This is a genomic window from Comamonas badia DSM 17552, assembly GCF_000484635.1.
Classification (GTDB): domain Bacteria; phylum Pseudomonadota; class Gammaproteobacteria; order Burkholderiales; family Burkholderiaceae_C; genus Comamonas_C; species Comamonas_C badia.
Genome location: NZ_AXVM01000004.1, coordinates 177,690 through 201,490, shown reverse-complemented (window position 1 = coordinate 201,490; position 23,801 = coordinate 177,690). Strand labels below are relative to the sequence as shown.

The window sequence follows — 23,801 nt, the reverse complement described above, 5'->3', positions numbered from 1 at the left end:
CCTCTCCCATGAAGACCCTGCGCATTCTGACACCGCTGATCGCGGCCCTGGTGGTGATGGCGGCAATGCCCGCGCAGGCGCAAAACGCCAGTGACGAGGCGCTGCTGCAGATGCAGAAGGCCTATCGCAAGGGCGACCGCGCGCAGCTGGCGCAGCTTTTGCCGCAGGCGGCGGGCAGCCCGCTTGAGGCCTGGGCGGCGTATTGGGAGCTCAAGGCGCGGCTGGAGTCCGCCAGCGATGAGGAAGTGCAGGCTTTTTTCCAGCGCTGGAAGGGCACCTACCAGGAAGACCGCCTGCGCAACGACTGGCTGCTGATTCTTGGACAGCGCCGCGACTGGCAGCGTTTTTCCGATGTGCTGCAGGACTTTCGCATGCGCGACGACCCCAACGTCCAGTGCTATGCCTTGCTGGTGGCTGAAATCAGGGGCAGTGCACCCGCCGATGTGGGCGATCAGGTTCTGAACCGCTGGTATGCCCAGAAGAGAAGCAGCGACGGCTGCACCCAGGCGGCCGCGCAGCTGCTGGCCGATGGCCGCATCCAGCCGCTGGATGTCTGGCGCAAGGCGCGCCTGGGGGGCGAAATCAACCATCCGGGGCAGTCGCGTGCGGCCGTGGAGGCGGTGGCGCCGCAGCTGCTGGGGCAGTTCAATGAAGCCTTCGGCGCTCCCAGCAAATACCTCGCGTTGGGCGGTCCCGTTGCGAAGGCCAAGGCCAGCAAGACCAAAGGCAAGCACAAACCTGCGGCGGCACCGGCTGCAGCGGCGCGGCGCGAACATTCCAGCGAACTCGTCACGCTGGCGCTGGTGCGCCTGGCGATGAGCAATTACACCGGCGCGGCACGGCTGCTGTCCGATACCTGGACCGAGCGGTTGAGCAGCGAGCAGCGCGACTGGGTCTGGGGTGCGATCGGGCGGCAGGCGGCGCTGTCGCTGTCCGACGACGCGATGGCCTACTTTGCCAAGGTCACGCGCGATGCCGATTTGCCCGGCGAGATGTTGGCCTGGAAGGCGCGTGCCGCGCTGCGCGCCGGCCAGTGGAAGCAGGTGCGCCAGGCCATCGCCGCCATGCGCCCGGCGCTGCGTGAGGAAAGCACCTGGGTCTATTGGAAGGCTCGTGCGCTGATGGCAGGCCAGCCGAGCGCCGACGTCAAGGCGCAGGCCGAAGCCTTGTTCGCCAGCATCGCCGGCACCACCGGCTTTTACGAGCAACTGGCGATGGAAGAGATCGGCGGGCGTATCCAGACGCCGCCCGCGCCCGCGCCACTCACCGCTGAAGAAAAAGCCGCCGCCCGCGCCAACCCAGGGCTCAACCGCGCGCTCTACGCCATCCTGCTGGGCCTGCGCGGCGAAGGCGTGCGCGAATGGAACTACACCACCAACCTGCACCAGAGCGGCGGCATGGGCGACCGCGAGCTGCTGGCCGCCGCCGATTTCGCCTGCAGCCAGGAGGTCTGGGACCGCTGCATCAACACCAGCGAGCGCACCAAGGGCTTCATCGACAGCGCGCAGCGCTTTCCGATGCCGTTTCACGACGCGGTGCTGCGCCGCACGGCCGAGATCGGGCTGGCCCCGGCCTATGTCTACGGCCTGGTGCGCCAGGAGAGCCGCTTCATCATGGACGCGCGCTCGCACGTTGGCGCCTCGGGCCTGATGCAGGTGATGCCCGCCACGGCGCGCTGGACGGCGAAGAAGATCGGCCTCGCCGGTTTCACCACCGATCAGCTCAACGACAAGGAAACCAACCTGGCCATAGGCACGGCCTACCTCAAGCTGGCGCTGGACGATTTCGACGACTCCATGCCGCTGGCCGCCGCCGCTTACAACGCAGGCCCCGGGCGCCCCAGAAGCTGGCGCAACGGCCCGGTGCTGGAGGCCGCGATCTGGGCCGAGAACGTGCCCTTCAACGAGACGCGCGACTACGTCAAGAAGGTGCTGGCCAATACCGTGAACTACGCCGCCATCATCACTGGCCAGCCGCAGTCGCTCAAGGCGAGGCTGGGCACGATCGGCCCGCGCGCGAGCAATGACCGCGACCCGGAGCCCGATTTGCCCTGAGGGACTGAGAATCTTTCGGGCACGGCCAAAAAACTCTCAGTCTCTGAGGGCGCGATGAAGCATGACCGCGCTGCGCGGCGGTGACGCGCCTTGCGGCGCATGATCCGGGGGCGCGCTTCACTTTTCATGGCGACGCCCGTCGCCGGTCATTTCGTCATGGGTGCGGGCAGTATCCGCAGCAATTGCCCCTTGTCTTCGTCCGTCAGCACATAAAGCCAGCCATCCGGCCCCTGGCGCACGTCGCGGATGCGCCGCTTCAGGTTCTGCAGCAGGCGCTCTTCGCCCACCACGCGGCCATCCCTGAGCGTGAGGCGCGCCAGGTACCGGAACTTGAGCGAACCGACGAACAGGCCCCCTTGCCAGCCGCTGCCATACCGGTCGCTGGTGAGAAACGCCATGCCCGAAGGTGCGATCGAGGGCGTCCAGTGATGCAGCGGCGCCTGCATGCCCGGTGCGCCGCTCTGGCCCGTACCCACGGGCGTGCCGTCGTAGTTCACGCCAAAGCTCACCACCGGCCAGCCGTGGTTGCCGCCGGCGCGCGGCAGGTTGATTTCGTCGCCACCCATGGCGCCATGCTCGGTCATCCAGAACTGCCCATCGGGCGCGATGGCGGCGCCCTGGCCGTTGCGGTGGCCATGGCTCCATATCTCCGGCAGCGTGCCGCCGCGGCCAATGAAGGGATTGTCTTTCGGCACGCTGCCGTCCTTGCCCACGCGCACCACCTTGCCCAGGTGGTTATCCAGGCGCTGCGCCGCATCGCGCTGGCTGAAGCGCTCGCCGAGCGTGAGAAACAGCGTGCCGTCGCTCTTGCCGCCCACCTGCCGCTCGGCGATGCGGCAGCCGAAGTGCAGGCGGCTGGCCACCTTGGGCTGCTGGCGGAAGATCACCTGCACATCCTGCAGACTGGTCAGGTCTTCGTTCAGGCGCGCACGGGCGAGCGCGGTGCCGCTGCTGCCGTTGTTCCCCGGCTCGGCGTAGCAGAAGTAGAGCAGGCGGTTGCGCGCAAAGCCGGAATCAAGCGCTATGTCGAGCAAGCCGCCCTGGCCGCTTGCCGCCACCGCAGGCACGCCGCCAAGGGGTGCATGCACACGCCCATCGGGCTCGATCACGCGCATGCGGCCGGGCCGTTCGGTGACGAGAAAACGGCCCTCGGGCAGGAAGGCGACGGCCCAGGGGTGGTCCAGGTCGGTGGCCATCACCTCAGGCCTGACTTGCGTGGATGGCTGGGCTGCCACCATGTGGCAAAAGGCGACTGTCAGGCAGGCCCACAAGAACCACCTGCTTCGCAGCAGAACAGCAGTGGCAAGGTGTCGAGGCTGGCGTGGTGTGGTGGTAGTCACGGTCAGAGCGGGTCCAGCGGATAGACCGGATACTTCACGTTGGCAAATGTAAAGCGTGCGTAGTCCGAGGTGGTCACGCCGGGGCTGTCGCACTCGACCAATCCGGCCGACAGCGGCACGAACACCGGCCGGCAGTACATGCGTGACTTGAGCAACAGGTAGCGGAACTGCGTCGGATCCATGCCCACGCAGTGGAACACGCCCAGATCCCAGGGCTCATGGGTCTGCTCGGTGACCACGATCTGCGCACTGCCTATGTCCAGGCACACCGATCGGCCCATGTGGCAGCGCTCGCCGGTGTAGATCGGGCCGGTGACGGTGTAGCTGCCGTCGCTGATGGCTCGCACGCGGCCGCGCAGCCGCAGCGGCTGTTTGTGCAGGCCGATGCGTTCGAGCGAAACCTTGTTACCCAGCGCGATTTCGACTTCTTCGCCGATGCCGATCTGGGTCATGGTTGCCACTGCCTCAGGGTCGCAGATAGGGCCCACGGCAATGCCCGTCAGGCCTAGCGCCAGCGCCGCCTGCAGCACGTCCATGGTGTCGCAGGTGCCGCCCGACATGCAGTTGTCGCCATGGTCCAGCAGCAGCACGGGCCGGCTTGCGCCCTTCGCTAGCTCTGCGGCGCGGCGCAGCGAATCGGCCAGGGGTTCGCTGCGGTAAACATATTCGTCCCGACGCCGCCAGATCTGCTGCGCCAGGCCGTCCACGGCGGTTTGGCTTGATTGCTCATCCTTGGCGCGGCAAGTGGCGACCACGCTCATGCAGGGCGCCGCGATGTCAGCCAGCGAGAAGCCGGCGAACACCGTCACCGCAGGCATGCCATCGGCTTCCAGCGCGCGCGCGGCCTGCACGGCGCCCAGCATCGCGCCATCCAGCGTGGTGCTGCGCAGCGTGTGGCTCATCAGCGGCAGCGGGTGCCAGCAGACGCGGTAGCGGGCCTCGCCGCGCAGCATCTGCAGCAGCAGGCGCCCGGCATGCTCGCCGGTCTCGTACATGTCGATATGCGGGTAGGTCTTGAAGCCCACCATCACGTCGGCGTTGGCGATCATCTTCTCGGTGATGTTGCCGTGCAGATCCAGCGCCACGCCCAGGGGCACGCCGGGCGCGGCGGCGCGCACGCGCGCCAGCAGGTCGCCCTCGCCGTCGGCACTGTTCTCGGCCACCATGGCGCCGTGCAGATCCAGCAGGATGGCGTCGCAGCCCGGCACGGCATCGACGATGCGGCGCGTGAGCTCGTCATAGGCCGCGGCATGCACCGGGCCGCTGGGGTAGGCCATGGCCGACACGGGGGTGACCAGCGTTGCGCCCGCGCTTTCCGCCAGGTCGATGAAGGCAGCCATGGCCGTGCGCATGCCCTTGTTGGCGCGGTAGGCCTCTTCGTTATAGCTGGGGTTGAACGCCGCCAGGGGCGTGGGCACGGGCGAGAAGGTGTTGGTCTCGTGGTTCAGCCGCGCGATCAGGATCTTCATGCCACCACCTCGGCCGCCGCCAGCATGGCGCGCAGCAGCACGTTGCAGCCGGCCTCCAGGTGCGCGGGTTCGGCGTTCTCGATCTCGTTGTGGCTGATGCCGTCGTCGCAGGGCACGAAGATCATGGCCGCGGGGGCCACGCGCGCCAGGTACACGGCGTCGTGGCCCGCTCCGCTGACCACGTCCATGCTGCTGTAGCCCAGGTCGCCGGCGTTGGCACGCACGGCTTCCACCAGCTGCGGCGTGAAGGGCTGGGGCGGAAAGTACACCACCTGCTCCACGCCGATCTGCAGGCCGCGTTCGCTGGCGATGCGCGCGCAGGCGGCGCGCAGCGCGGCATCCATGTCCAGCAGCTGGGCGTCGTCGGGCGCGCGCAGGTCCACGCTCAGGCCGGCGCGGCCGGGGATGACGTTGCGCGAGTTGGGGAACAACTCCATCGTGCCCACGGTGCCGCGCGCATGGGGTTTGCGCTGCACGGCAATGCGGTTCACCTCCAGCACCAGCTCGCTGGCGGCGAGCAGCGCATCGCGGCGCAGCTCCATGGGCGTGGGGCCGGCGTGCGCCTCCATGCCCTGGATGCTCACGTCGTACCAGCGCTGGCCCAGCGCGGCGGTCACCACGCCGATGATGCGGTCGTGGTTCTCCAGCACCGGGCCCTGCTCGATATGCGCTTCGAAGTACGCGCCCACGGCCGGCGCCGGGCCGCCCTGGCCGGCGTAGCCGATGGCTTGCAGCGCCTCGCCTACGCTCACGCCCTGGGCGTCGTGCTGCGCCAGCGCATGCTCCAGCGTGAAGGCGCCGGCGAACACGCCCGAGCCCATCATCACCGGCACGAAGCGCGAACCTTCCTCATTCGTCCACACCACCACCTCGATGGGCGCGCGCGTGCGCACTCCCGCAGCGTTGAGGGTGCGCAGCACCTCCAGGCCGGCCAGCACGCCATAGTTGCCGTCGAACTTGCCGCCCGTGGGCTGGGTGTCGATGTGGCTGCCGGTCATCACCGGCGGCAGGTCGTCCTGCGCGCCTGCGCGGCGCGCGAAGATGTTGCCGATGGCGTCCACGCGGATGCTGCAGCCGGCGTCCTTGGCCCACTGCACGAACAGGTCGCGGCCCTGGCGATCCAGCTCGGTGAGCGCGATGCGGCACACGCCGCCCTTGGCCGTGGCGCCGATGCGCGCCAGGTCCATCAGCGATTGCCAAAGGCGTGCGCCGTCGGTGCGCAGCGCGGCGCAGGGGGAAGACTTCATGTCCATGAGAGACTCCTTGTCATACTAGGCCGACGCCCAGGTAACGATCCTTGATGGCGGCGTCCGAGAGGAACTCGGCATTGCTCGCCTCGTGCACGATGGCGCCCTGTTCGATGATGTAGTGGCGATCCGCCAGTTGGGTGCATACCTCGAGGTTCTGCTCGACGAGCAGGATGGTGACGCCCGCGGCCTTGATGGTCTTGAGCTGGGCCACGATCTCCTCGACGATGACCGGGGCCAGGCCTTCGACCGGCTCATCCAGCATCAGCAGGCGCGGCGCATTCATCAGCGCGCGGCCTATGGCCAGCATCTGTTGCTCGCCACCCGAGAGCTGGCCGCCGCCATTGCTGCGGCGCTCCTGCAGGCGCGGGAAGATGCGGTACACGTCCGGCAGCTGCCAGGGCGACTTCTTGCGCTGGGCCAGCAGCAGGTTTTCTTCCACCGTCAGCAACTTGAAGATGCCGCGGTGCTCGGGCACCAGGCAGATGCCGCGCTGCGCCACCTGGTGCGTGGCCAGGCGGCCGGTCGTCGCGCCGGCAAAGCGCACCTGGCCCTGCGTGGGCGGCAGTACGCCGGCGATGGTCTTGAGCGTGGTGGTCTTGCCCGCGCCGTTGCGCCCAAGCAGCGTGACCAGTTCGCCCTCCTGCACCTGCAGCGATACGCCCTGCAGCACATGGCTCTTGCCGTAATGGGCGTGGATGGCCTCTACCGACAGCAATGTTTTCATTCCTTGCCCCCGGTGATCATGTTGCCCAGGTAGGCGCTGCGCACGCGCTCGTCGCTGCGGATTGTGCTGGGCACGCCCTCGGCCAGCACGCGCCCCAGTTGCATGACGGTGATGGTGTCCGAGATGTCCATCACGATGCCCATGTTGTGCTCGATCAGCACCACCGTGTGCTCGTCCTTCAGGCCCTGGATCAGCCGCTTCATGTCGCCCAGGTCGTCTATGCCCATGCCCGAGGTGGGCTCGTCCAGGAAGATGGCCTTGGGCCTGGCGGCCAGCGCCATGCCCACCTCCAGGCGCCGCTGCTGGCCGTGCGAGAGGTTGCCCGCGGGTGTCGCTGCGTAACGGGTCAAGCCCACGCGCTCCAGCACCTGGGCCACGGTGTCGGCACAGGAGCGCGGCCCCACGGGCGGGCTCCAGCAATTGAGCGCTTTCGCGGGCGCTATGCCTTGCGCGGCCAGGCGCAGGTTTTCGCGCACCGGGAGCGACAGAAACAGGCTGGTGACCTGGAACGAGCGTGCCATGCCACGGCGCACGCGCCGGTGGTCGGGTTCGTGCGTCACGTCGTGGCCGTCGAAGACGATGCGCCCGCCGGTCACGGTCTTGGTGCCGGTGAGCATGTGAAACAGCGTGGTCTTGCCCGCGCCGTTGGGGCCGATCACCGAATGCACGGTGTTGGCGCGTACCTGCAGGTCAACGCCGCCCAACGCGACGAACTTGCCGTAGTGCTTGGCCACGCCCTGTGCTTCGAGCAGGATGGGCGATGCGGTGGGGGCGCTCATACCAAGCCTCCGCTGCGTTCGGTCGGGCTGGATTCCGGCAACTCCGCAGGCGCAGCCGGTTCAAGCTTCTTGCGCCGCACCAGCGCCCACAGGCTCTCGCCCAGGCCCCACAGGCCGCGTTGCAGGCCCAGGCTGACCACCATCAGCACCACGCCCAGCAGCAGCAGCCAGCGCGGCCACAATGTGGACAGCCAGTCGCCCAGCAGCACGTAGAAGGCGGCGCCGAGCAGCGAGGCGAGCAGGTTGCTGGTGCCGCCGATCACAGTCATCACGATGATCATCTCGCTGGTGTGGTATTCCACGTTGGACAGCGGTGCGATACCGGTCATCATGGCGTGCAGCGCGCCGGCCAGGCCGGTGACGGCACCCGAAATCACGAAGGCCTGCAGCTTCAACAGGCGCAGGTCGTAGCCCACGGCGGCGGCGCGCTCCTCGTTGTCGCGCACGGCCAGCAGGGTGCGGCCGAAGATCGAATCACAGATGCGTCGCAGCAGCCAGAAGGCGAGCAGGAACAGCACGGCGACGAAGCCGTAGTACTGCCAGGGTGTGGCAAGCGGCCACAGCGTCTGGCCCGCGATGGCAAGCGAGGGGCGCGGAATATCGAGCAGGCCGTTGTCTCCGCCGGTGAGGCCAGGCAGTGAATAGGCGATGAAATAGAACATCTGCGCAAACGCCAGCGTGAGCATCACGAAATAGGTGCCGCGTTGCCGGATGGCGATGGAGCCGATGATGGCAGCGCCCAGCGCCCCCACGGCGATGGCGGCCAGCAAGGCCAGCGGCATGGGCAGAGGCCAACGCGTGAGCAGCAGCGCGATGGTGTAGCTGCCCAGGCCAAAGAAGATGCCCTGGCCGAACGAGAGCAGCCCGGTATAGCCCAGCAGCAGGTTGCAGCCCATCGCAGCCAGCGCGTAGATCAGGACCTCGCTGGCCAGGGACCCCGAGCGCATGAACAGCGGCATGGTCAGAACAATGGCCAGCGCGAGCAGAAAATGTGAATGCTTGGTCATGGTGATTACACCTTGCGGCCCAGCAGGCCATGGGGACGCAGCAGCAGCACGGCGGCCATGGCTACGTAGATCATGATGCGCGCGCCCTCGGGCCAGAGCGTGCTCATCACGCTCTGCACGATGCCGATCAGCAGGCCGCCGACCAGCGCGCCGCTGAAGCTACCCAGGCCGCCCACGACGACGATGACGAAGGCCACGCCCAGCGCCTCTATGCCCATGAAGGGCTCTGCGCCGCGAATCGGCGCCGCCAGCACCCCGGCCAGCGCCGCCGTGGCCGCGCCCAGCGCGAACACCAGGCTGAAGATGGCGAACACGTTCATGCCCAGCAGCGACACCATCTCGGTTGATTCGCTGCCCGCGCGCACCGCGCTGCCCAGCCGTGTGCCTTCCAGCACCCACCACAGCAGCACTGCCAGCACGGCGGTGAAGCCGATCACGAACAGCCGGTACTTGGGGTAGACGAACGCGCCCCACATCACCACGCCCTGCAGCAGATCGGGGGTGGCCACGCTGTCGCCCAGCGGCCCCCACTGCAGTATCACCAGCTCCTGCACCACCAGCGCCAGGCCGACGGTGACCAGGATGTGGAACTCGTGCGGCTTGGCGTAGACATGGCGCAGCAGCAGCTTTTCGGTGGCCCAGCCGATGGCCCCCACGGCCAGCGGCGCGAACAGCAGCGACCACCAGAAGCTGATGCCCCAGCGCGTCATCTGATAGCAGAAGTAGGCGCCCATCAGGTAGAACGCGCCATGCGCGAAATTCACGAAGCGCAGCAGGCCGAAGACGATGGACATGCCGACGGTCAGCAGGAAATACAGCATGCCGATGCCGATGCCGTTGATGGTCTGCAGCAGGTAGATGTTCATGGCGCGGGCTCTGATGGACGGGCCGCGTGGGAATCAGCCCAGCTTGCAGCCGGTCTGATCCACCGGCAGGAAGGATTTGCCGGAACTGACCACGTCCACGAAATCGTCCTTGTTGCTCATCTTGGCCTTGGCCTTGCCCTTGAGCAGGTAGTAGTTCTTGAGCACCTGGTGGTCGCCCTTGCGCACCTCTTCTTCGCCCGTCAGGCCCTGGTATTTCATGCCCTCCAGTGCCGCGATCACGGCCTTCTGGTCGGTGGTGCCCGCCTTGATGATGGCGTCGATGAACAACTTGGTGCAGATGTAGGAGCCGGCCAGGCTGTAGTTGGGGTTGGACTTGAATTTTTCCTGGCAGCGCTTGACCAGGTCCTGATTGAGCGGCGCATCCACCGTGTGCCAGTACTGCGCGCCGAAGTACACGCCTTCGCACAGGTCCGCGCCGAGCGATTCGAACTGCTCCAGCCCCGAGGCCCAGGCGATCAGGATGGTCATGTTCTTGTGCATGCCAAAGCTCACGGCCTGGCGCAGCGTGTCCGAGGACTGCGCGCCGAAATTCAGCAGCAGCAGCACGTCGGGCTTGGCGGCGGCGGCGTTGGTCAGGTAGCCGCTGAATTCCTTCTCGGTCAGCGAGTGGTAGCTGTTGCCCACATGCTCGATGCCCTTTTCCTTGAAGATGTTCTTGGCCGCCGACAGCAGGCCGTCGCCGAAGACGTACTGTGGCGTGATGGTGTACCAGCGCTTGGCCTTGGGGTTGGCGTCGACCAGCGGGCGCACGGTCTGCTCGATGGCGCCAAAGGTGGGCACGGACCAGCGGAAGGTGGCGTTGTTGCAGTCCTTGCCGGTGATCTCGTCGGCGCCGGCGGTGGTGATGAACATGCCGCCGATCTTGTCGAGTTCCTTGCCCATGGCCAGCGCTTCGGACGAAAGAATGCCGCCCGCGAAAAAGCGCGCGCCCTGCTGTTCGGCCGCTTCCTGCACCTTGCGCACGGCGGTGGCAGGCTTGCCTTCGGTGTCTAGCAAGGTATAGGCCAGCGGCTTGCCGAGCGCCTTGCCGTACTGCTCGATCACCAGCTTCATTCCCAGATCGGCGAACTTGCCGTTGGCGGCGAATGGCCCCGACATGGGCACGGGGCAACCGAACTGGATCGTGTCCTTGGCTTGCGCCCAAGCGCTGGAGAGCAAGGACAGGGACGAAGGGAGCGCGCCGAGCGCGGCGGCTTGCAGAAGTTGTCGACGTTGCATGAAGGGGCTCCGGTAGGTGAAACACAAGGGGCGGGTCGGGTACACGTGCAGATTCGCTGATGCAGACACCCCAGCGGGCTAGCCATGTTCCCCGTACCGATTTATAGTGATAAATCGGATAAACATGACGAGTGAAAACCCTAACCGCTGGGCCGTTCGGGTTGCTCATCGCCCACCATTCGCCGAGGACAGCATCACCATGGCCACCCGAAAAGCCGCTTCGCCACGCATTCGCCAGCTCAAGCGCTCCGATCTCGTCGCGCAGGAGATCAAGCGACTGATCACCGAAAAAAACCTGACGCCCGGCGACCGTCTGCCGCACGAAAGCGACTTGCAGGGGCAGTTTCAGGTCAGCAAGGGCACGATCCGCGAGGCGCTCAAGGCTTTGGAGGTGCAGGGCCTCATCACCATTTCCACGGGCCCGACGGGAGGCGGCACGATTGCCGAGGTACCGCTGGATCGCACGCTGCAATTCATGCAGAACTACCTGTTTTTTCAGGAAGTGACGATCGAAAACATCTATACCGTGCGGCAGATGCTGGAGCCCGAACTGGCGGCGGGTGCCGTGCCCCATCTCACGGACGCGGATTTCGAAGCGCTGGAACACAGCATTGCCTGCTGCGACCCGACGCAGAGCCGTGAAGATCTGGTAACGCAGCGGCGTGAGGACGTGAATTTTCACGACATCCTGGCCGCCGCCAATCCCAATCCGTTCCTGCGCTTTTCCTGTGAGCTCATCAACGAGATGATTCGCCATCTCATCGTCTTCGGCAACCGCACGCCGCAGGCCGAGCACCGGCGATTTGGCGAGGCCAATGCGCAGTTTCACCGCGACATCGTGAAGGCGGCGCGGGCGCGAGACGCCGAGGCAGTGCGCGCGCTGATGGCGCAGCACATGCGCGACGCGGCCAGCAGCGTCAAGCGCATGAAGGGGCGGATTCAGGGGCGGTTGATCCTGGATGCGGACACGCTGCGCCGTCCGCGTGGTGTGCTGGCGGGCTCCAGCGTTGTCGTTGCCGCCAGGGGTGTCCGCAAGCGCGCCGCTGGCGGTGGGTAGAAAACCTGCCGCGGCATGGACGGTGCATCGCCTGCGGCTCTTGATGCACCAGCACGGGGCAGTGGCGATCACGGCCGCTTGTGTGCCTGAACGCCGGCAATCCATGCCCAGGCGCGCCCTGCCAGCGGCCACAAGCACTCTCGTGGCGCAAGGGGCGGGGCTTGCGTTCGGGGCCCTGCTTGGGTGAATGCGTTGCCGGCCGTCACCAGCCGGGCTGGTGCGCTGTAGGCCAGCTGGCCGGCGTTCAGTGGATTGTCCAGCAAGTCCGCCACCGTTGGGCCGTCGTCGTCTTTCGCCCGCTGCGCCGCTCACTCGTCCGCCATCCGCCGCGCGGCTTCCGCCAGGAACGCCGTCTCCCGCCCGCGCACCTCCGCATCGGTCGCCAGCCATACGCCGGCCAGCCGCACGGCGACCATGTCCGGCGCTTGCTGCTTCAGCACGCGCAGTTCGGCGATGGCGCGGGGCCAGTCGCCCGCGCCCGCCAGACAGAGAATCAGGCACAGCCGTGTGCTTGCAAGATCGGACTCGCGCAGCGATTGGCGCGCCGTGTCGATGGCGTCGTCGTACGCCCGTGCCGCGAACTGCGCCCACACCAGGTTGCCGAGCAGGTGAAAACGCGCCGGGTCGCGCGGGCTCAGGCGAATGGCTTGCATGCAGCGGCGCAGGCCGCCAGCGGGGTCGCCGGAGACCGCCTCGCACATGCCCAGCCGGGCCAGGGTGATGGCGTCGTTCGGGTTCAGCTCCAGCGAGCTTTGGAAATCCGCCACTGCCTCTGGCAGCTTGCCGCTCACGAACATCAGCCAGCCGCGGCCGCGCCAGGCCAGCGCGTCGTTGCGGTCCATCGCCACGGCGCGCCCGGCCGCCTGGAGCGCGTCGGCCTGTGCCGTCGGCGCGCCGGTGGCGAAATAGATGTGCCATGAAAGCGCATCGACGATGGCGTTGAGCGCCGCGCCGCAGCGCCCGTCGATGGCCAGTGCCTCCTGGGCCAATGTGATGGCGGCATCGCGTGCGCCCCGGTTGGAGCGCGACAGCCCCTCTCGGCACTGAGCCCAGGCGCGCTGCGCCAGCGCGTAGGCGCTGCTGCTGGGCGGCCGTGGCAGCCATGCCCGCTCGATCTCGGCGTGTTCGATATGCGGGGCCATCGCCATCACGATGGCGCGGACCAGCCCGTGCGGTAACGCGGCCTGCTCGCCGACCCCGCTGTCGTAGTGCTCGCTCCAGATCTGCTGGCCGCTCTGTGCATCGATCAGGGCCGCGGCCACGCGCATCTGGGGGCCGAGGCGGCGCGCGCCGCCTGTCAGCAGGTAGCGCACGCCCAGTTCGCGCGCCACCTCGCGCGGGTGCACCGGGCGTCCGCGATAGCCTTGCACGCCGTGGCGCGAAAGGACAAACAGCGAATGCAGGCGCGACAGCGCGTCGATCAGTTCATCGCCCAGCGCGTCGATCAGCATGGCATCGTCTTGATGGTGGCCGGCGCCATCGAAGGGCAGCACGGCGATCGACGGCTTGTCGGGCAGGCCCAGCACCCCATCGCCACCCACTGGCGGCGGCGCCGGCGCGCTGATCGGCAGCGTGAAGCGGTAGCCCTGACCCGCCACGGTGTCCAGCGCGTCGGCGCCCAGCAGCTTGCGCAAGGTGGAGACCTGCACGCTGAGGTTGTTTTCCTCGACCACCGCATCGCGCCACACGCAGCGCAGCAGTTCGTCCTTGGATACCACGCGGTCGCGGTGCTGCACCAGCGTGGCCAGCAGGTCGAACGCCCGCGCACCCAGGCTGACCGGCGCGCCGTTGTCCAGCAGACGGCGCTGATCCAGCAGCAAGGTAAAGCGACCAAACACCAGGGGCTCGGACATGGGGGCTTTCGTGCGACGACGCGCAATCTAACCGCCGCTGTGTCCGTTTAGCAAGATTTAAGAACGATAAAGGACGCAGCACGCGATGGGGCCCACACTGCCAGCGGCATGGCCGATGGCCGTGCCCGGGAGCCAGCCGCGCCGCCAGGTCCTGGCCCCGATACCCTGGTTCGGCGGCATTCGGAGAACCTCATGATTGCATTCGTTCGCGTGGCCAGCATCAAACCCGGAAAGCAGGTGGCCGCAATGGGTTTTGCCAAGGAAATCGCCGGCTTTCTGAAAAGCAGCCACCATCTGGACGTCGAAGTGCTGCGCCCCGTGGGCGGCAACCCGCAGCGTGTTGCCTGGTCCGCCCGCCATGCCGACCTGGCGGCGCTGGAAGCCGCAAACGCCAAGATGACGGCCGACCCAAAATATTGGGACATGGTCAACGGCGCCGCCGACTGCTTCATCGCCGGCAGCATGCACGATGGCATCTGGCAGACGGTGTGAGTGGGCCGCGGCGACTGGCACCGGCACCGGCAATGCCACCAGAGCCGGTGCCCGAATCAAATTCCGAGAAAAGGAGCACATGATGAGCACGCAAGGCTTCACCGTCACCCATGCCCGGGACGCCCGTTTCGAGCGCGGCCTTCGCGCGTTCTTCGAGTACCGCGATCTGGGCATCCGGAAAGCCACCGATGGGCGCGTCGGTGCCCACATCATCCGGGCGGTGGCAGGGCAAAATTTTTCCAACCAGCCGCACCGGCACGACACCGAATTCCAGCTGGTGTACGTCCTGAAAGGCTGGATCGAGTTCGAGTACGAAGGCCAGGGCGCCGTGCGGCTGGAGGCCGGCTCCTGCACCTACCAGCCGCACGACATCCGCCACCGCGAGCTGGGCCACAGCGGCGACGTCGAGATACTGGAGGTGGTGCTTCCGGCCGACTTTGCGACGCAAGAGCTCGAGTCGGTCGAACCCTGAGGTCTTTCGTGCTGCTGCGGGCGCACGCACACCCGCATCAACCCACCGGAGACGAAGATGGAAATCGCCGTGCCAGCCCGGCATTTCCAGCCTGGTGGGGGCCAGCGCTTGCACATCGGCCGCATGCCGATGACCTTCAAGACCATGGCCGCGCACTGACCAAATAGTTGCGGTACCTGGACTGGCCTGATTGGGATACGTACCTCAGCCGCGAAACAACGCTGCTCTGAGATGTGTAAGTAATCGGGTTGACTTGAATCTTTCTGGCTTGAAATCTGCGGATGCAGCTATCAAAAAAGAGCTACACCGTCTCTGCGAATGCATCCCCCAGCGCGCTCACCAGCCGCTGCAGCTCCGCCTCGGTGCTGATGAAGGGTGGCGCGAGCTGGATGCTGTCGCCGCCATAGCGCACGTAGAAGCCCTTCTTCCAGCACGCCATGGCGATCTCGTAGGGGCGCCGTCCCGGCTCGCCCGGCATCTGCGCGATGCTGAAGCCCGCGGCCAGGCCGTAGTTGCGGATGTCCAGCACATGTTTCGCACCCTTGAGGCCGTGCACCAGGTTTTCAAACACCGGCGCCAGCGCCTTCACGCGTGCCGGGGCGTCTTCCTGCTCCAGCAACTGCATCGTGGCGTTGCCCGCCGCGCAGGCCACCGGGTGGGCGGAATAGGTGTAGCCGTGGGCAAACTCCAGCAGGTATTCGGGGCCTGCGGCGTGCATGAAGGTGTCGTAGATTTCCTTGGCTGCCACGCAGCCGCCCAGCGGCTGCGCGCCGTTGGTGATCTGCTTGGCAAAGTTCAGGATGTCGGGCGTGGCGCCGAACACTTCCGAGCCCGTCCAGCCGCCCGCGCGGCCAAAGCCGGTGATGACCTCGTCGAAGATGAGCAGGATGTTGTTCTGCGTGCAGATTTCGCGCAGGCGCTGCAGGTAGCCCGCAGGCGGAATCACCACCCCGGCTGAACCGGAGAAGGGCTCGACGATGACGGCGGCAATGGTGCTCGCGTCGTGCAGCGCGATCACGTCCAGAAGGCGATCGGCCAGCGCCTTGCCATCGAGCGGCGGCATGCCGCGATGGAACGACCCCAGCGGCGGCTGGGTGTGCGGCAGGTGGTCGGCCTCCAGGCCCTGGCCAAAGGCCTTGGTGTTGCCGGCCATGCCGCCCACCGAGATGCCGCCGTAGTTCACGCCGTGGTAGCCCTTCTCGCGCCCCACAAGGCGTGTCTTGCCCGCCTGCCCCTTGGCACGCCAGTAGGCGCGCGCCATCTTGAGCGAGGTATCGGCCGCCTCCGAGCCCGAACTGGTGAAGAACACGTAATCCAGCCCCTGGGGCATGCGCGCCTTGATGCGGTTGGCGAGTTCGAACGAGGCCGGGTGGCCGAACTGGAACGCCGGCGCGTAATCCAGCGTGGCGGCGGCCTGGCCGATGGCCTGCGCGATCTCCTTGCGGCCGTGGCCCAGGCCCGTGGTCCACAGACCCGAGAGACCGTCGAAAATCTTGCGGCCGTCCACGTCGGTGTAGTACGCGCCCTGGCCGCCCACGATCATGCGCGGGTGCGCCTTGAAGTTGCGGTTGGCCGAAAACGGCATCCAGTGCGCTTCGAGCCAGGCGGCATCCAGGCGGGGGGCGGCGGTGGCGGGGGCTTCATCGATCACGGCGAAAGACATGGTGTACTCCTCGGGAAGATGCGGCATTGTGGTAGTGGATAATGATTCGTCAAATCAACAAATATCACAATTTACTTGCGAATTTGTGAAAGCGAATGACGGCTATTGCTCCATCGGTTAGCATGCTTGCACATTCACGTGATGGAGCCGCCATGACCGCCATCGATATCGCCGAGCTGCCTGTGGCCGAGAAGCTGATGCTCATGGAAAAACTGTGGGACGCGCTGAGTGCGCAGGCTGCCAGTGCGGCCGTGCCGACGTGGCACCAGGAGGTACTGGTCCAGCGCCTTCAGCGCCTGGACAGTGGCGCGGAAGCGGCTGCGCCGTGGGCGCAGGCCAGGGAGCGCATCCGTACGCAGACCAAGGCGACGTGACGTGACGCAGGTGCGGATTGCGCGCGTCGGCGACTATTTTTTTGACAGCCTGTCTGCCGATATCGATGCGCTGGCCCTCTACGCGGGTATTCATCCCAAGCCCGATGGCCGCTTGCATCGTGCCCTTGCCGCCCGTTTCCCCTTTGCGATTTATTACGATCTGAAGGACGGCATTGCCACGGTCGTGGCCATACTGGATTGCCGCCAGAATCCCGAATCGATTGTGCAGCGGCTGGGCGATTCGTAGGCAGTGCTCGTGTCGCGCTCGCCGCCACCTTCATCTCGCCCGCGCGCCGTGCTTGGCCAGCTCGCCGACATGGACCTGCGCCTGCTGCAGGTCTTCAAGGCGGTGGTCGAATGCGGCGGCATGGCGGCGGCCGAACTGGAACTGAACATCGGCACCAGCACCGTCAGCCGCCACGTGAAGGACCTGGAGACGCGCCTCGGAATGACGCTGTGCCGCCGGGGCCGCGCCGGGTTTGCGCTGACGCCCGAGGGCCAGCGGGTGTACGAGGAAACCCTGAGGCTGCTGACGGCGATGCGCGGGTTTCGCGACAGCATCGACGACATCCATGCGCGCATGGGCGGGCAGCTGGCGTTGGCGGTATTCGACAAGACCGCCAGCAACCCGGCGGCCCGGATTCACCAGGCGATCGCCGCCTTTGCGGTGCAGGCGCCCGACGTGCAGATGCAACTGCATGTGGGCTCGATCTCGGCGATAGAGCGCGGGGTGATGGACGGCAGCTTTCAGGTGGGCATCATCCCGGCGCACCGCAGTTCGCAGAGCCTGGTGTATGCGGATCTGTTCGGTGAAACCATGCGGCTGTATTGCGGCGTGGGCCATCCCCTGTTCAAGGTCTCGCATGCCGCCCTGGATTGGGACGCACTGCGCCAGCATCCGTTTGCGGGTCTGGGCTACCACTCGCCCAACATGGAACTCTCGCACGAGGCGCGCCTTGCGCGCGCGGCCACAGGGTTCGATCAGGAATCGATAGCGACGCTGGTGCTGTCCGGGCGTTTTCTGGGGTTTCTGCCCGACCATTACGCCGAATCCTTCGAACGCGCCGGGCGGCTGCGGGTGGTGCGGCCGGATCGGTTTCACTACCACTGCCAGTTCGTCAGCCTGCTGCGCCGCTCACCGGCGCCCAGCCGCGCGGCGCTGCTGTTTCAGCAATGCCTGGTGCAGGCGCATGCGGCCTAGGGTTTGCTCCAGCGCCTGAGCAGGTTGTGATAGACGCCGGTGAGCTGCACCAGCCGCGCATCGCCTAGCGCCACCAGCGGCGTGAACTGCTGCACGCTCTGGTCCAGATCGAACAGCAGCGTGCGTTCGGTCTCGTCCTGCACCAGGCTCTCGATCCAGAAAAACGAGGCGATGCGTGCGCCGCGCGTGACGGGCGTCACGCGGTGCAGGCTGCTCGACGGGTAGAGCACCATGTCGCCGGCGGCGAGCTTGACCTGCTGGACGCCGAACGGCCCTTCCACTTCGAGCACGCCGCCCTCGTACTCCTCGGGCTCGGCGAGGAACAGCGTCGCCGATAGATCGGTGCGCATCTGCCGGCTGGCATCGGGCAGAAACATCAGCGCGCTGTCCACATGCGCGCCGTACTCTCCGCCATCGGCGTAGCGGTTGAATTTGGGCGGGTAAATCGTGCGCGGCAGCGCGGCGCTGACGAAGAGCGGCGTGGCCGCCAGGCGCCGCAGGATGTGCTGGCCCAGGCGGGTGGCGAGGGCGCTGCCGTCCTGAAGCTGCTGGTTGTGCTTGACCGCCTTGGCCAGCGTGCCGGCGGTGCGCGCGCCGTCTTCCCAATCCGCTGTGTCGAGCTCGGCGCGAAACTGCGCGACTTCCGTTTTGGTGAGGACTTGGTCAATCGAAATCAGCATGGAGTCAAGACCTCGGGGGTGATGTCGGACAAGGTGGCGCAGCCCGCCTGCGCCATGGTGGCGTGCAGTTCTTCGGTCAGCAGTTGCAGCAGGTGCGCCACGCCGAGCGCGCCGGCGACGGCCAGCGCGTAGAGCTGCAACCGGCCGATGAGCACGGCGTTGGCGCCCAGCGCCAGCGCCTTGAAGGCGTCGAGCCCGCTGCGCACACCGCCATCCATCAGCACCGGGTAATCCGGCCCGACGGCGGCGCGTACGGTGGGCAGCATGGCAAGGCTCGCCGGGCTGCCGTCCAGCCCGCGCCCGCCGTGGTTGGAGACGACGATGCCGGCCACGCCCGCGTCCTGGAGCTGGCGCGCATCGTCTGCATGCAGCACGCCCTTGACCCAGATCGGAAGGCGGGTTTGGCTCAGTAGCCAGCGCAGATCGTCCCAGGTGGGTGCGTGGCGCATCGCGCCCTGGAAGATGCGGCTCTGGCCGTCACGCGGCGCGGGCGCAGGCACCTGCGGGTAGTGCGCCAGGTTCGCCGCCACGCAGTCGGCGGGCAGCACGAAGCCACTGGCCAGCGCGCTGCGGCTGGGCAGCTGCAGATTCGCGTCCAGCGTCAGCACGATGGCGCGATAGCCTGCTGCTTGCGCACGCGCCAGCAAGTCCAGCGTGCGCGCGCGCTCGGGCTGCAGGTAGAGCTGAAACCAGCGCGCCGGGCCTGCTGCCGCGGCGATCTCTTCGAGCGTGCAGGACGTCAATGTGCTGGCGACGAGGCAGCTGCCGGTGGCCTGCGCGGCGCGGGCGGTGGCGCGTTCCGCCTCGGGATGTGCCAACAGGCCATGCGCCACCGGCGCAAGCAGGAAGGGGTGGGGCAGGTCCATGCCGGCAAGCTGCAATCTGGAGTGCCCGCCGCGCACATCGCGCAACAGGCGGGGCACGATGGCCCAGCGCTCGAATGCCGCGCGGTTGGCGGCCACCGTCACGTCCATGCCGCTGCCGCCCGCGATGTAGGCAAAGCGCTGCGCGCCCAGCGCCTCGGGCGCCAGGCGCTCGTAGTCGATGGCGTTGTGGATGCCGGCGGGAATGCGTTCGGTGCTTGCCATCAAATTGCTAGCTGCTTGCGCATGATGGATATGCGCAAACAGCGTATTTCATTCAAAACTCCGGCATTACCTTGGGATCGAGCTTGATGTCGATCAGAAACGGCTTGCTGCGGTCACGCGCCTTGAGCTGCTCCATCGCGGCCTCAAGCTCTTCGCTGCTGGCCACCGTCGCCGCCGGGATGCCCAGCGCCTGTGCCACGGGGGCAAAGTCTGGCCAGTCGAGCAGCGAGAGCGACGGATCCATGTCCTTCTTGGTGAACTGGATGTACTCGGCGCCGTAGCTGCCGTCGTTGCAGACCACGATCACCAGATCGAGCTTCTCGCGCACCGCGGTGGTCAGTTCCGAGAGGCCCGAGAGCATGAAGCTGCCGTCGCCCGCCACCAGCAGCGTGGGTTTGCCTTCGGAGGCGATGGCCGCGCCTATCGCCTCGCCCAGCCCCAGGCCGATCGCGGCAAAGCTCTGCGTGTGCACGAAGTGGCGCGGCGTCTGCACGTCGATCTCGGCCCAGGCGGCGATGGCGAAGCGCCCGCCGTCGGTGGCGAACAGCCGCTCGGGCGGCAGCGCGGCGTTGATCGCCTGCAGCGCCTGCAGCACGTCCACCGTGCCGGGGCGCGGCGTGCCGCGAACCCGGGTGGCCGGTTGCCAGCCCTGGATGCGCTCGCGCAACTCGTCGGTGCGGCAGCCCGAGCCGGGGATTTCGGCCTCGTCCATCAGCGCCACCATGGCGTCGGCGAGGATGTCCAGATCGCCCACCAGTCCGGCCTCGAAATCGGTGTAGCGGCCGATGTCCTCCTGGTGCGGGCTGATCTGGATGATGCGTTTCTTGCTGGTCAGGCTGCCGAGCGCCGCGGTGTATTTGTTCAGGCTCGCGCCAAAGGCGATGATGCAATCGCTTTGCGTCAGCACCTCCAGCGCCAGGGGGTTGCTCAGCGTGCCGCAGAAGCCGAGGTTGAACGGGTCTTCCTGAAACAGGTCCTTGCCGCGCAGCGTGGTGGTGAGCGGCGCCTCGATGCGCGCGGCAAAGCGGCGGATGGCCGCCTGTACCTCGGGCGCCATCGCGCCGCGCCCGGCCAGCACCACCGGCAGGCGCGAGGAGGCGATGATGCCGACCGCGTTGTCCATGTCGTTGCTGGCCGTGGTGGCGCTGCGCACCTCGGGGAACTTGAGCGAGACCTTCTCCGGCGTCGCCTCCTGCCACTGGAAGTCCACCGGCATGTTGAGCACGATGGGGCGGCGCTCCAGCCAGGCGCGGTGAAACGCCCGCACCACGTCCCTGGCGACGGTGCGCGGGCTGCGCAGCTGTTCAAACCCCGCGCCGGTGGCGATGACGAATTCGTGCTGGTTCACCTTCTGCAGGTGCTCGCGGTCTTCCATCGGCGTGTCGCCGGCCAGCAGCACCATGGGCGTGCCCGATTTCACGCCTTCCACCAGCGGCGTGAGCGCGTTGGTCAGGCCGCCGCCATGCGTCACCGTCGCGGCGCCGATGCGGCCCGTGACCTGCGCCCAGCCCAGCGCCATCAGCACCGCGCCGGCTTCGTGCACCGCGCGGACGTAGCGCCCGCCGCCCTGGCGCACGAAGCTGTCCACCATGTAGAGGTTGCCGTCGCCGATCAGGCCGAACAACTCCGTGACGCCCACCTCGTGCAGCGTCTGGGCGATGGCTTCATGGACCTTCATGGCGGGCTTTCAAACGGTGGCAAGAGCCGAAATTTTAGGAGCCTGCGGACAGGCTCCAGGGAGTTCCCCACCAGGATCCCCCCGAAACGCACTCGCGGCCTGCTGCCTTACAGGTCGATGTCCAGCGTCACCCGCACGGCGCGGGCGTCACCCTTGTAGAGGAAGAAGCCGCCGCGGTAGACCGAGGTGTAGTAGTCCTTGTTGCCGACGTTGAGCAGGTTCACGCGCAGCGCGGCGTGCTTGTTGAAGCGGTAGCTGCCGAACAGGTCAAACACCGTGAAGGCCGGAACGGGCTGCGCGCACATGCCGTTGCTGAAGGCCGCGCCGGTATCGGGCTGGCCGCCGCAGCGGCTGCTGTCGTGGCGCATGCGCGCGCCAAACGAGAAGCCGGGCGTGAACTCGTATTTGCCCTGCACCGTATAGCTGGTGTTGGCAAAGTTGGCCAGCGGCAGGCCGACGTTGGCCGGCAGCACCGAATGGAGTACCTTGGAGCGCATGAAGGCCACGCCCGCCTGCACCTGCAGCTTGGGCGTGACGTTGCCGGTCAGGCCGAATTCCACGCCGCGCACGCGGTTCTTGCCGGTGTTGGTGCTGCCCTCGGTGGCGTATTCCTCGGTGCTGAGCGCTTCCATCACGCCGGACTTGGTGGTCTGGAAGGCCGCGGCGGTGAAGAGCAGCTTGTCGTCCAGCAGGTTCCACTTGGTCCCCAGCTCGAAGCTCTGCGAGCGCTCGGGCTTGGAATCGACATAGGCGCCGTTGACCAGCACGATGCCGCCGTAGCCGGCGTTGGTGCCCGCGTCGGGCTCGCCGCCGTTCACATCCTGCGAGGTGGCGTAGCTGGCGTACACCATGCCCTGCGGGTTGATCTTGTAGCTCAGCCCCAGGTGGCCGTTGATGAGCGTGTCGCTGTAGCCATAGTCGCCGGCAAGCGTGCCGGCGTTGGCGCCGGCGTTGTTCCAGCTCTGGATCGAGAGCTTGAGCATGTCGGCGCGCAGTCCGCCGAAGACCGTCCAGCGCGGGTTCAGATCCACCGTGTCCATCGCATACAGCGAGGTGGTCTTGGCGCGCCAGTCCAGGTTTTTGCCCAGGCGCGACCAGCTGCGGCCCGCGAGCTGCGGGAGATTGCCCATGAGCGAGCCATCGGGGTTGTTCAGGCAGTAGGCCTGGCGCGGCCCGTTGCGGCCGCTGACGGTGCAGTTGGTGGGGTTGGCATCGTGCACCTGGTAGGTGCCCTGCCGCACCTTGTGGTCGGTGTACTCGAAGCCGAAGATGAAGGCGTGGTCCATGCCGCCCAGCACGGTGTCCACGCGCAGATTGTCCTGGTGGTCGAAGTAGTTCACGTCCTGCCAGCGGCTGTGGCCGGTGTCCAGCGCGCCGACGTTGGCGCCCGTCATCGCATAGGCGTTCTGCGACGTGCCATAGCGCGTCAGGCTGGTGAGCTTCACGTCGGGCGCGAACTGGTAGTTCACGCGCGCGGTCAGCGTGTCCACGTCCGAACCCAGGAAGTCGTTGGCCTGCGCATACACCGGCACGTTGCGTGCGGGCACGCGGTTGGGCACGGCGCCCACCAGCCAGCCGCCCAGGTCGGGCTGGTCGTCCCGGGCGCGCATGCCGTAGTAATCCAGCGTGACGGAGAGGTCGTCGCTGGGCTTCCACAGCCCGGACAGCGCCAGGCCCTTGCGCTCGCGGCTCGAAGGCCCGCGGTCGGGCACGTCCTCGCTGCCGTACAGGGCGTTGACGCGCAGCGCGAATTTGTCGTTGAACACGTGGTTGGCATCGGCCGTGCCGCGCCAGTACTTGTCCGTTCCGGCGCCCAGATTGAAGCGCGTGAAGTCGTAGTCCAGCGTGGCCTGCTTGGTGATGGCGTTGATTGCGCCGCCCGCCGTGCCGCGCCCGGCGAAGCTTGAATCCGGGCCCTTGGAGATTTCGATCTGCTCCACCGCAAAGCTCTCGCGCGTGGTCATGCCGGTGTCGCGCAGGCCATCGACGAACACATCGCTCTTGGCGGCCTGGCCGCGGATGAAATAGGTGTCGCCGAACATGTTGCCGTTCTCGCCCGTGCCCATGGTGATGCCGGGCTGCGCGCTCAGGATCTGCTTGAGGTCGGTCTCGCCCGAATCCTGGATCGCCGCGCCGGTGATGACGGAAATCGTCGCCGGCGTCTCCGCCAGCGGCTTGGTGTGGCGCGAGTCGGCCGAGGTCTTGGCCTTGTAGGGCGCGCCGACTTCGGCATTCGGATTCGGGTCGATCGCTTCCTCCTTGACCGTCACCGTGGGCAACGCGGCCCCCGTGGGCGCCGCGCCGGTCTGGCTCTGGGCCTGCGCGGCCAGCGGCAGCAGGGCGGCGGCGGACAGGCTGGCGGCGACGCTGGTGGCCAGGCGCAGGCTGGAAGGGCGGAAGATTTGGGAGTGGGATGGCATGGGAATTTGTGAGTGAATGCAAAAGCGATGCGTATTATTATTGAGAATCACTCGCATTCAACAAAAAATCGCCAAACCAAGGGAAAACCCGGATG

The 23,801-nt window shown here is 67.0% G+C and carries 21 protein-coding genes; 7 read left to right on the top strand and 14 right to left on the bottom strand.

Annotated elements, in window-relative coordinates; genetic code table 11:
• The first annotated feature begins 8 nt into the window (after positions 1 to 8).
• Positions 9 to 2,054, top strand: a complete 2,046-nt coding sequence (locus tag K320_RS0110175) for a lytic transglycosylase domain-containing protein (protein ID WP_024538733.1) — start codon at positions 9 to 11, stop codon at positions 2,052 to 2,054.
• A gap of 146 nt (positions 2,055 to 2,200) precedes the next feature.
• Here the strand turns inward: K320_RS0110175 and K320_RS0110170 are convergent, their stop codons facing one another.
• From K320_RS0110170 to K320_RS0110135, 8 genes are all read right to left on the bottom strand, one after another.
• Positions 2,201 to 3,292 carry a PQQ-dependent sugar dehydrogenase gene (locus K320_RS0110170; protein ID WP_024538732.1) on the bottom strand — a complete coding sequence of 364 codons (1,092 nt, stop codon included), beginning with the start codon at positions 3,290 to 3,292 and terminating at the stop codon, positions 2,201 to 2,203.
• 104 nt (positions 3,293 to 3,396) lie between these two features.
• Positions 3,397 to 4,863, bottom strand: a complete 1,467-nt coding sequence (locus K320_RS0110165; RefSeq protein ID WP_024538731.1) for a M81 family metallopeptidase — start codon at positions 4,861 to 4,863, stop codon at positions 3,397 to 3,399.
• Positions 4,860 to 6,116 carry a Zn-dependent hydrolase gene (locus tag K320_RS0110160; RefSeq protein ID WP_024538730.1) on the bottom strand — a complete coding sequence of 419 codons (1,257 nt, stop codon included), beginning with the start codon at positions 6,114 to 6,116 and terminating at the stop codon, positions 4,860 to 4,862. Before K320_RS0110160 ends, K320_RS0110165 begins: the two co-directional genes overlap by 4 nt.
• 13 nt (positions 6,117 to 6,129) lie before the next feature.
• On the bottom strand, positions 6,130 to 6,837 hold the full coding sequence (locus K320_RS0110155) for an ABC transporter ATP-binding protein (protein ID WP_024538729.1): 708 nt from the start codon (positions 6,835 to 6,837) through the stop codon (positions 6,130 to 6,132).
• Positions 6,834 to 7,616: an ABC transporter ATP-binding protein gene (locus K320_RS0110150; protein WP_024538728.1), complete on the bottom strand. Its 783-nt coding sequence runs from the start codon at positions 7,614 to 7,616 to the stop codon at positions 6,834 to 6,836. The genes K320_RS0110155 and K320_RS0110150 overlap by 4 nt, the downstream gene beginning before the upstream one ends.
• Positions 7,613 to 8,623 (bottom strand): branched-chain amino acid ABC transporter permease, encoded by a 1,011-nt coding sequence (locus K320_RS0110145; protein WP_024538727.1) that lies wholly within the window; start codon positions 8,621 to 8,623, stop codon positions 7,613 to 7,615. The genes K320_RS0110150 and K320_RS0110145 overlap by 4 nt, the downstream gene beginning before the upstream one ends.
• A 5-nt stretch (positions 8,624 to 8,628) precedes the next feature.
• Complete coding sequence (locus tag K320_RS0110140) at positions 8,629 to 9,489, bottom strand: branched-chain amino acid ABC transporter permease (RefSeq protein WP_024538726.1); 861 nt, start codon at positions 9,487 to 9,489, stop codon at positions 8,629 to 8,631.
• Between the two features lie 33 nt (positions 9,490 to 9,522).
• Positions 9,523 to 10,728, bottom strand: coding sequence for an ABC transporter substrate-binding protein (locus tag K320_RS0110135; protein ID WP_024538725.1), 1,206 nt, complete (start codon positions 10,726 to 10,728; stop codon positions 9,523 to 9,525).
• 199 nt (positions 10,729 to 10,927) lie between these two features.
• On the opposite strand from K320_RS0110135, the gene K320_RS0110130 reads away from it, so the two are divergent.
• Positions 10,928 to 11,785, top strand: a complete 858-nt coding sequence (locus tag K320_RS0110130; RefSeq protein ID WP_024538724.1) for a FadR/GntR family transcriptional regulator — start codon at positions 10,928 to 10,930, stop codon at positions 11,783 to 11,785.
• Between the two features lie 308 nt (positions 11,786 to 12,093).
• On the opposite strand, the gene K320_RS18110 is transcribed toward K320_RS0110130, so the two are convergent.
• Positions 12,094 to 13,638 carry a winged helix-turn-helix domain-containing protein gene (locus K320_RS18110; RefSeq protein WP_024538723.1) on the bottom strand — a complete coding sequence of 515 codons (1,545 nt, stop codon included), beginning with the start codon at positions 13,636 to 13,638 and terminating at the stop codon, positions 12,094 to 12,096.
• Between the two features lie 192 nt (positions 13,639 to 13,830).
• On the opposite strand from K320_RS18110, the gene K320_RS0110120 reads away from it, so the two are divergent.
• Both K320_RS0110120 and K320_RS0110115 read left to right on the top strand, forming a co-directional pair.
• Positions 13,831 to 14,130 (top strand): hypothetical protein, encoded by a 300-nt coding sequence (locus tag K320_RS0110120; RefSeq protein WP_024538722.1) that lies wholly within the window; start codon positions 13,831 to 13,833, stop codon positions 14,128 to 14,130.
• Positions 14,131 to 14,212: 82 nt separating this feature from the next.
• Entirely contained in the window at positions 14,213 to 14,602 is a 390-nt protein-coding gene (locus K320_RS0110115) for a cupin domain-containing protein (protein ID WP_029696024.1), read from the top strand.
• Between the two features lie 301 nt (positions 14,603 to 14,903).
• On the opposite strand, the gene K320_RS0110105 is transcribed toward K320_RS0110115, so the two are convergent.
• The gene (locus K320_RS0110105) at positions 14,904 to 16,265 is read right to left on the bottom strand and encodes an aspartate aminotransferase family protein (RefSeq protein ID WP_024538720.1); all 1,362 of its coding nucleotides are present in this window, start codon (positions 16,263 to 16,265) and stop codon (positions 14,904 to 14,906) included.
• Positions 16,266 to 16,417: 152 nt separating this feature from the next.
• Between K320_RS0110105 and K320_RS0110100 the strand changes: the two genes are divergently transcribed.
• The 3 genes from K320_RS0110100 to K320_RS0110090 all read left to right on the top strand — a co-directional run bounded on the left by K320_RS0110100 (position 16,418) and on the right by K320_RS0110090 (position 17,840).
• Complete coding sequence (locus K320_RS0110100) at positions 16,418 to 16,639, top strand: addiction module protein (RefSeq protein WP_024538719.1); 222 nt, start codon at positions 16,418 to 16,420, stop codon at positions 16,637 to 16,639.
• A 1-nt stretch (position 16,640) separates the two neighbouring features.
• Positions 16,641 to 16,886 (top strand): hypothetical protein, encoded by a 246-nt coding sequence (locus K320_RS18105; RefSeq protein ID WP_024538718.1) that lies wholly within the window; start codon positions 16,641 to 16,643, stop codon positions 16,884 to 16,886.
• Between the two features lie 69 nt (positions 16,887 to 16,955).
• Entirely contained in the window at positions 16,956 to 17,840 is an 885-nt protein-coding gene (locus K320_RS0110090) for a LysR family transcriptional regulator (protein ID WP_051384899.1), read from the top strand.
• Here the strand turns inward: K320_RS0110090 and K320_RS0110085 are convergent.
• The 4 genes from K320_RS0110085 to K320_RS0110070 all read right to left on the bottom strand — a co-directional run bounded on the left by K320_RS0110085 (position 17,837) and on the right by K320_RS0110070 (position 23,706).
• Positions 17,837 to 18,520, bottom strand: a complete 684-nt coding sequence (locus tag K320_RS0110085; RefSeq protein WP_024538716.1) for a Fe2+-dependent dioxygenase — start codon at positions 18,518 to 18,520, stop codon at positions 17,837 to 17,839. The genes K320_RS0110090 and K320_RS0110085 overlap by 4 nt on opposite strands.
• Complete coding sequence (locus tag K320_RS0110080; RefSeq protein ID WP_024538715.1) at positions 18,514 to 19,608, bottom strand: alpha-hydroxy acid oxidase; 1,095 nt, start codon at positions 19,606 to 19,608, stop codon at positions 18,514 to 18,516. Before K320_RS0110080 ends, K320_RS0110085 begins: the two co-directional genes overlap by 7 nt.
• Positions 19,609 to 19,660: 52 nt before the next feature.
• Positions 19,661 to 21,286, bottom strand: coding sequence for a thiamine pyrophosphate-binding protein (locus K320_RS0110075; RefSeq protein WP_024538714.1), 1,626 nt, complete (start codon positions 21,284 to 21,286; stop codon positions 19,661 to 19,663).
• A gap of 107 nt (positions 21,287 to 21,393) precedes the next feature.
• The gene (locus tag K320_RS0110070) at positions 21,394 to 23,706 is read right to left on the bottom strand and encodes a TonB-dependent receptor (protein WP_024538713.1); all 2,313 of its coding nucleotides are present in this window, start codon (positions 23,704 to 23,706) and stop codon (positions 21,394 to 21,396) included.
• Positions 23,707 to 23,801 lie beyond the last annotated feature (95 nt).

Excerpts from the sequence above, each read along its gene's own strand:
- K320_RS0110175 (WP_024538733.1), top strand. The coding sequence starts at position 9 with ATGAAGACCCTGCGCATTCTGACACCGCTGATCGCGGCCCTGGTGGTG.
- K320_RS0110170 (WP_024538732.1), bottom strand. The coding sequence starts at position 3,292 with ATGGTGGCAGCCCAGCCATCCACGCAAGTCAGGCCTGAGGTGATGGCC.
- K320_RS0110165 (WP_024538731.1), bottom strand. The coding sequence starts at position 4,863 with ATGAAGATCCTGATCGCGCGGCTGAACCACGAGACCAACACCTTCTCG.
- K320_RS0110160 (WP_024538730.1), bottom strand. The coding sequence starts at position 6,116 with ATGGACATGAAGTCTTCCCCCTGCGCCGCGCTGCGCACCGACGGCGCA.
- K320_RS0110155 (WP_024538729.1), bottom strand. The coding sequence starts at position 6,837 with ATGAAAACATTGCTGTCGGTAGAGGCCATCCACGCCCATTACGGCAAG.
- K320_RS0110150 (WP_024538728.1), bottom strand. The coding sequence starts at position 7,616 with ATGAGCGCCCCCACCGCATCGCCCATCCTGCTCGAAGCACAGGGCGTG.
- K320_RS0110145 (WP_024538727.1), bottom strand. The coding sequence starts at position 8,623 with ATGACCAAGCATTCACATTTTCTGCTCGCGCTGGCCATTGTTCTGACC.
- K320_RS0110140 (WP_024538726.1), bottom strand. The coding sequence starts at position 9,489 with ATGAACATCTACCTGCTGCAGACCATCAACGGCATCGGCATCGGCATG.
- K320_RS0110135 (WP_024538725.1), bottom strand. The coding sequence starts at position 10,728 with ATGCAACGTCGACAACTTCTGCAAGCCGCCGCGCTCGGCGCGCTCCCT.
- K320_RS0110130 (WP_024538724.1), top strand. The coding sequence starts at position 10,928 with ATGGCCACCCGAAAAGCCGCTTCGCCACGCATTCGCCAGCTCAAGCGC.
- K320_RS18110 (WP_024538723.1), bottom strand. The coding sequence starts at position 13,638 with ATGTCCGAGCCCCTGGTGTTTGGTCGCTTTACCTTGCTGCTGGATCAG.
- K320_RS0110120 (WP_024538722.1), top strand. The coding sequence starts at position 13,831 with ATGATTGCATTCGTTCGCGTGGCCAGCATCAAACCCGGAAAGCAGGTG.
- K320_RS0110115 (WP_029696024.1), top strand. The coding sequence starts at position 14,213 with ATGAGCACGCAAGGCTTCACCGTCACCCATGCCCGGGACGCCCGTTTC.
- K320_RS0110105 (WP_024538720.1), bottom strand. The coding sequence starts at position 16,265 with ATGTCTTTCGCCGTGATCGATGAAGCCCCCGCCACCGCCGCCCCCCGC.
- K320_RS0110100 (WP_024538719.1), top strand. The coding sequence starts at position 16,418 with ATGACCGCCATCGATATCGCCGAGCTGCCTGTGGCCGAGAAGCTGATG.
- K320_RS0110090 (WP_051384899.1), top strand. The coding sequence starts at position 16,956 with ATGGACCTGCGCCTGCTGCAGGTCTTCAAGGCGGTGGTCGAATGCGGC.
- K320_RS0110085 (WP_024538716.1), bottom strand. The coding sequence starts at position 18,520 with ATGCTGATTTCGATTGACCAAGTCCTCACCAAAACGGAAGTCGCGCAG.
- K320_RS0110080 (WP_024538715.1), bottom strand. The coding sequence starts at position 19,608 with ATGGCAAGCACCGAACGCATTCCCGCCGGCATCCACAACGCCATCGAC.
- K320_RS0110075 (WP_024538714.1), bottom strand. The coding sequence starts at position 21,286 with ATGAAGGTCCATGAAGCCATCGCCCAGACGCTGCACGAGGTGGGCGTC.
- K320_RS0110070 (WP_024538713.1), bottom strand. The coding sequence starts at position 23,706 with ATGCCATCCCACTCCCAAATCTTCCGCCCTTCCAGCCTGCGCCTGGCC.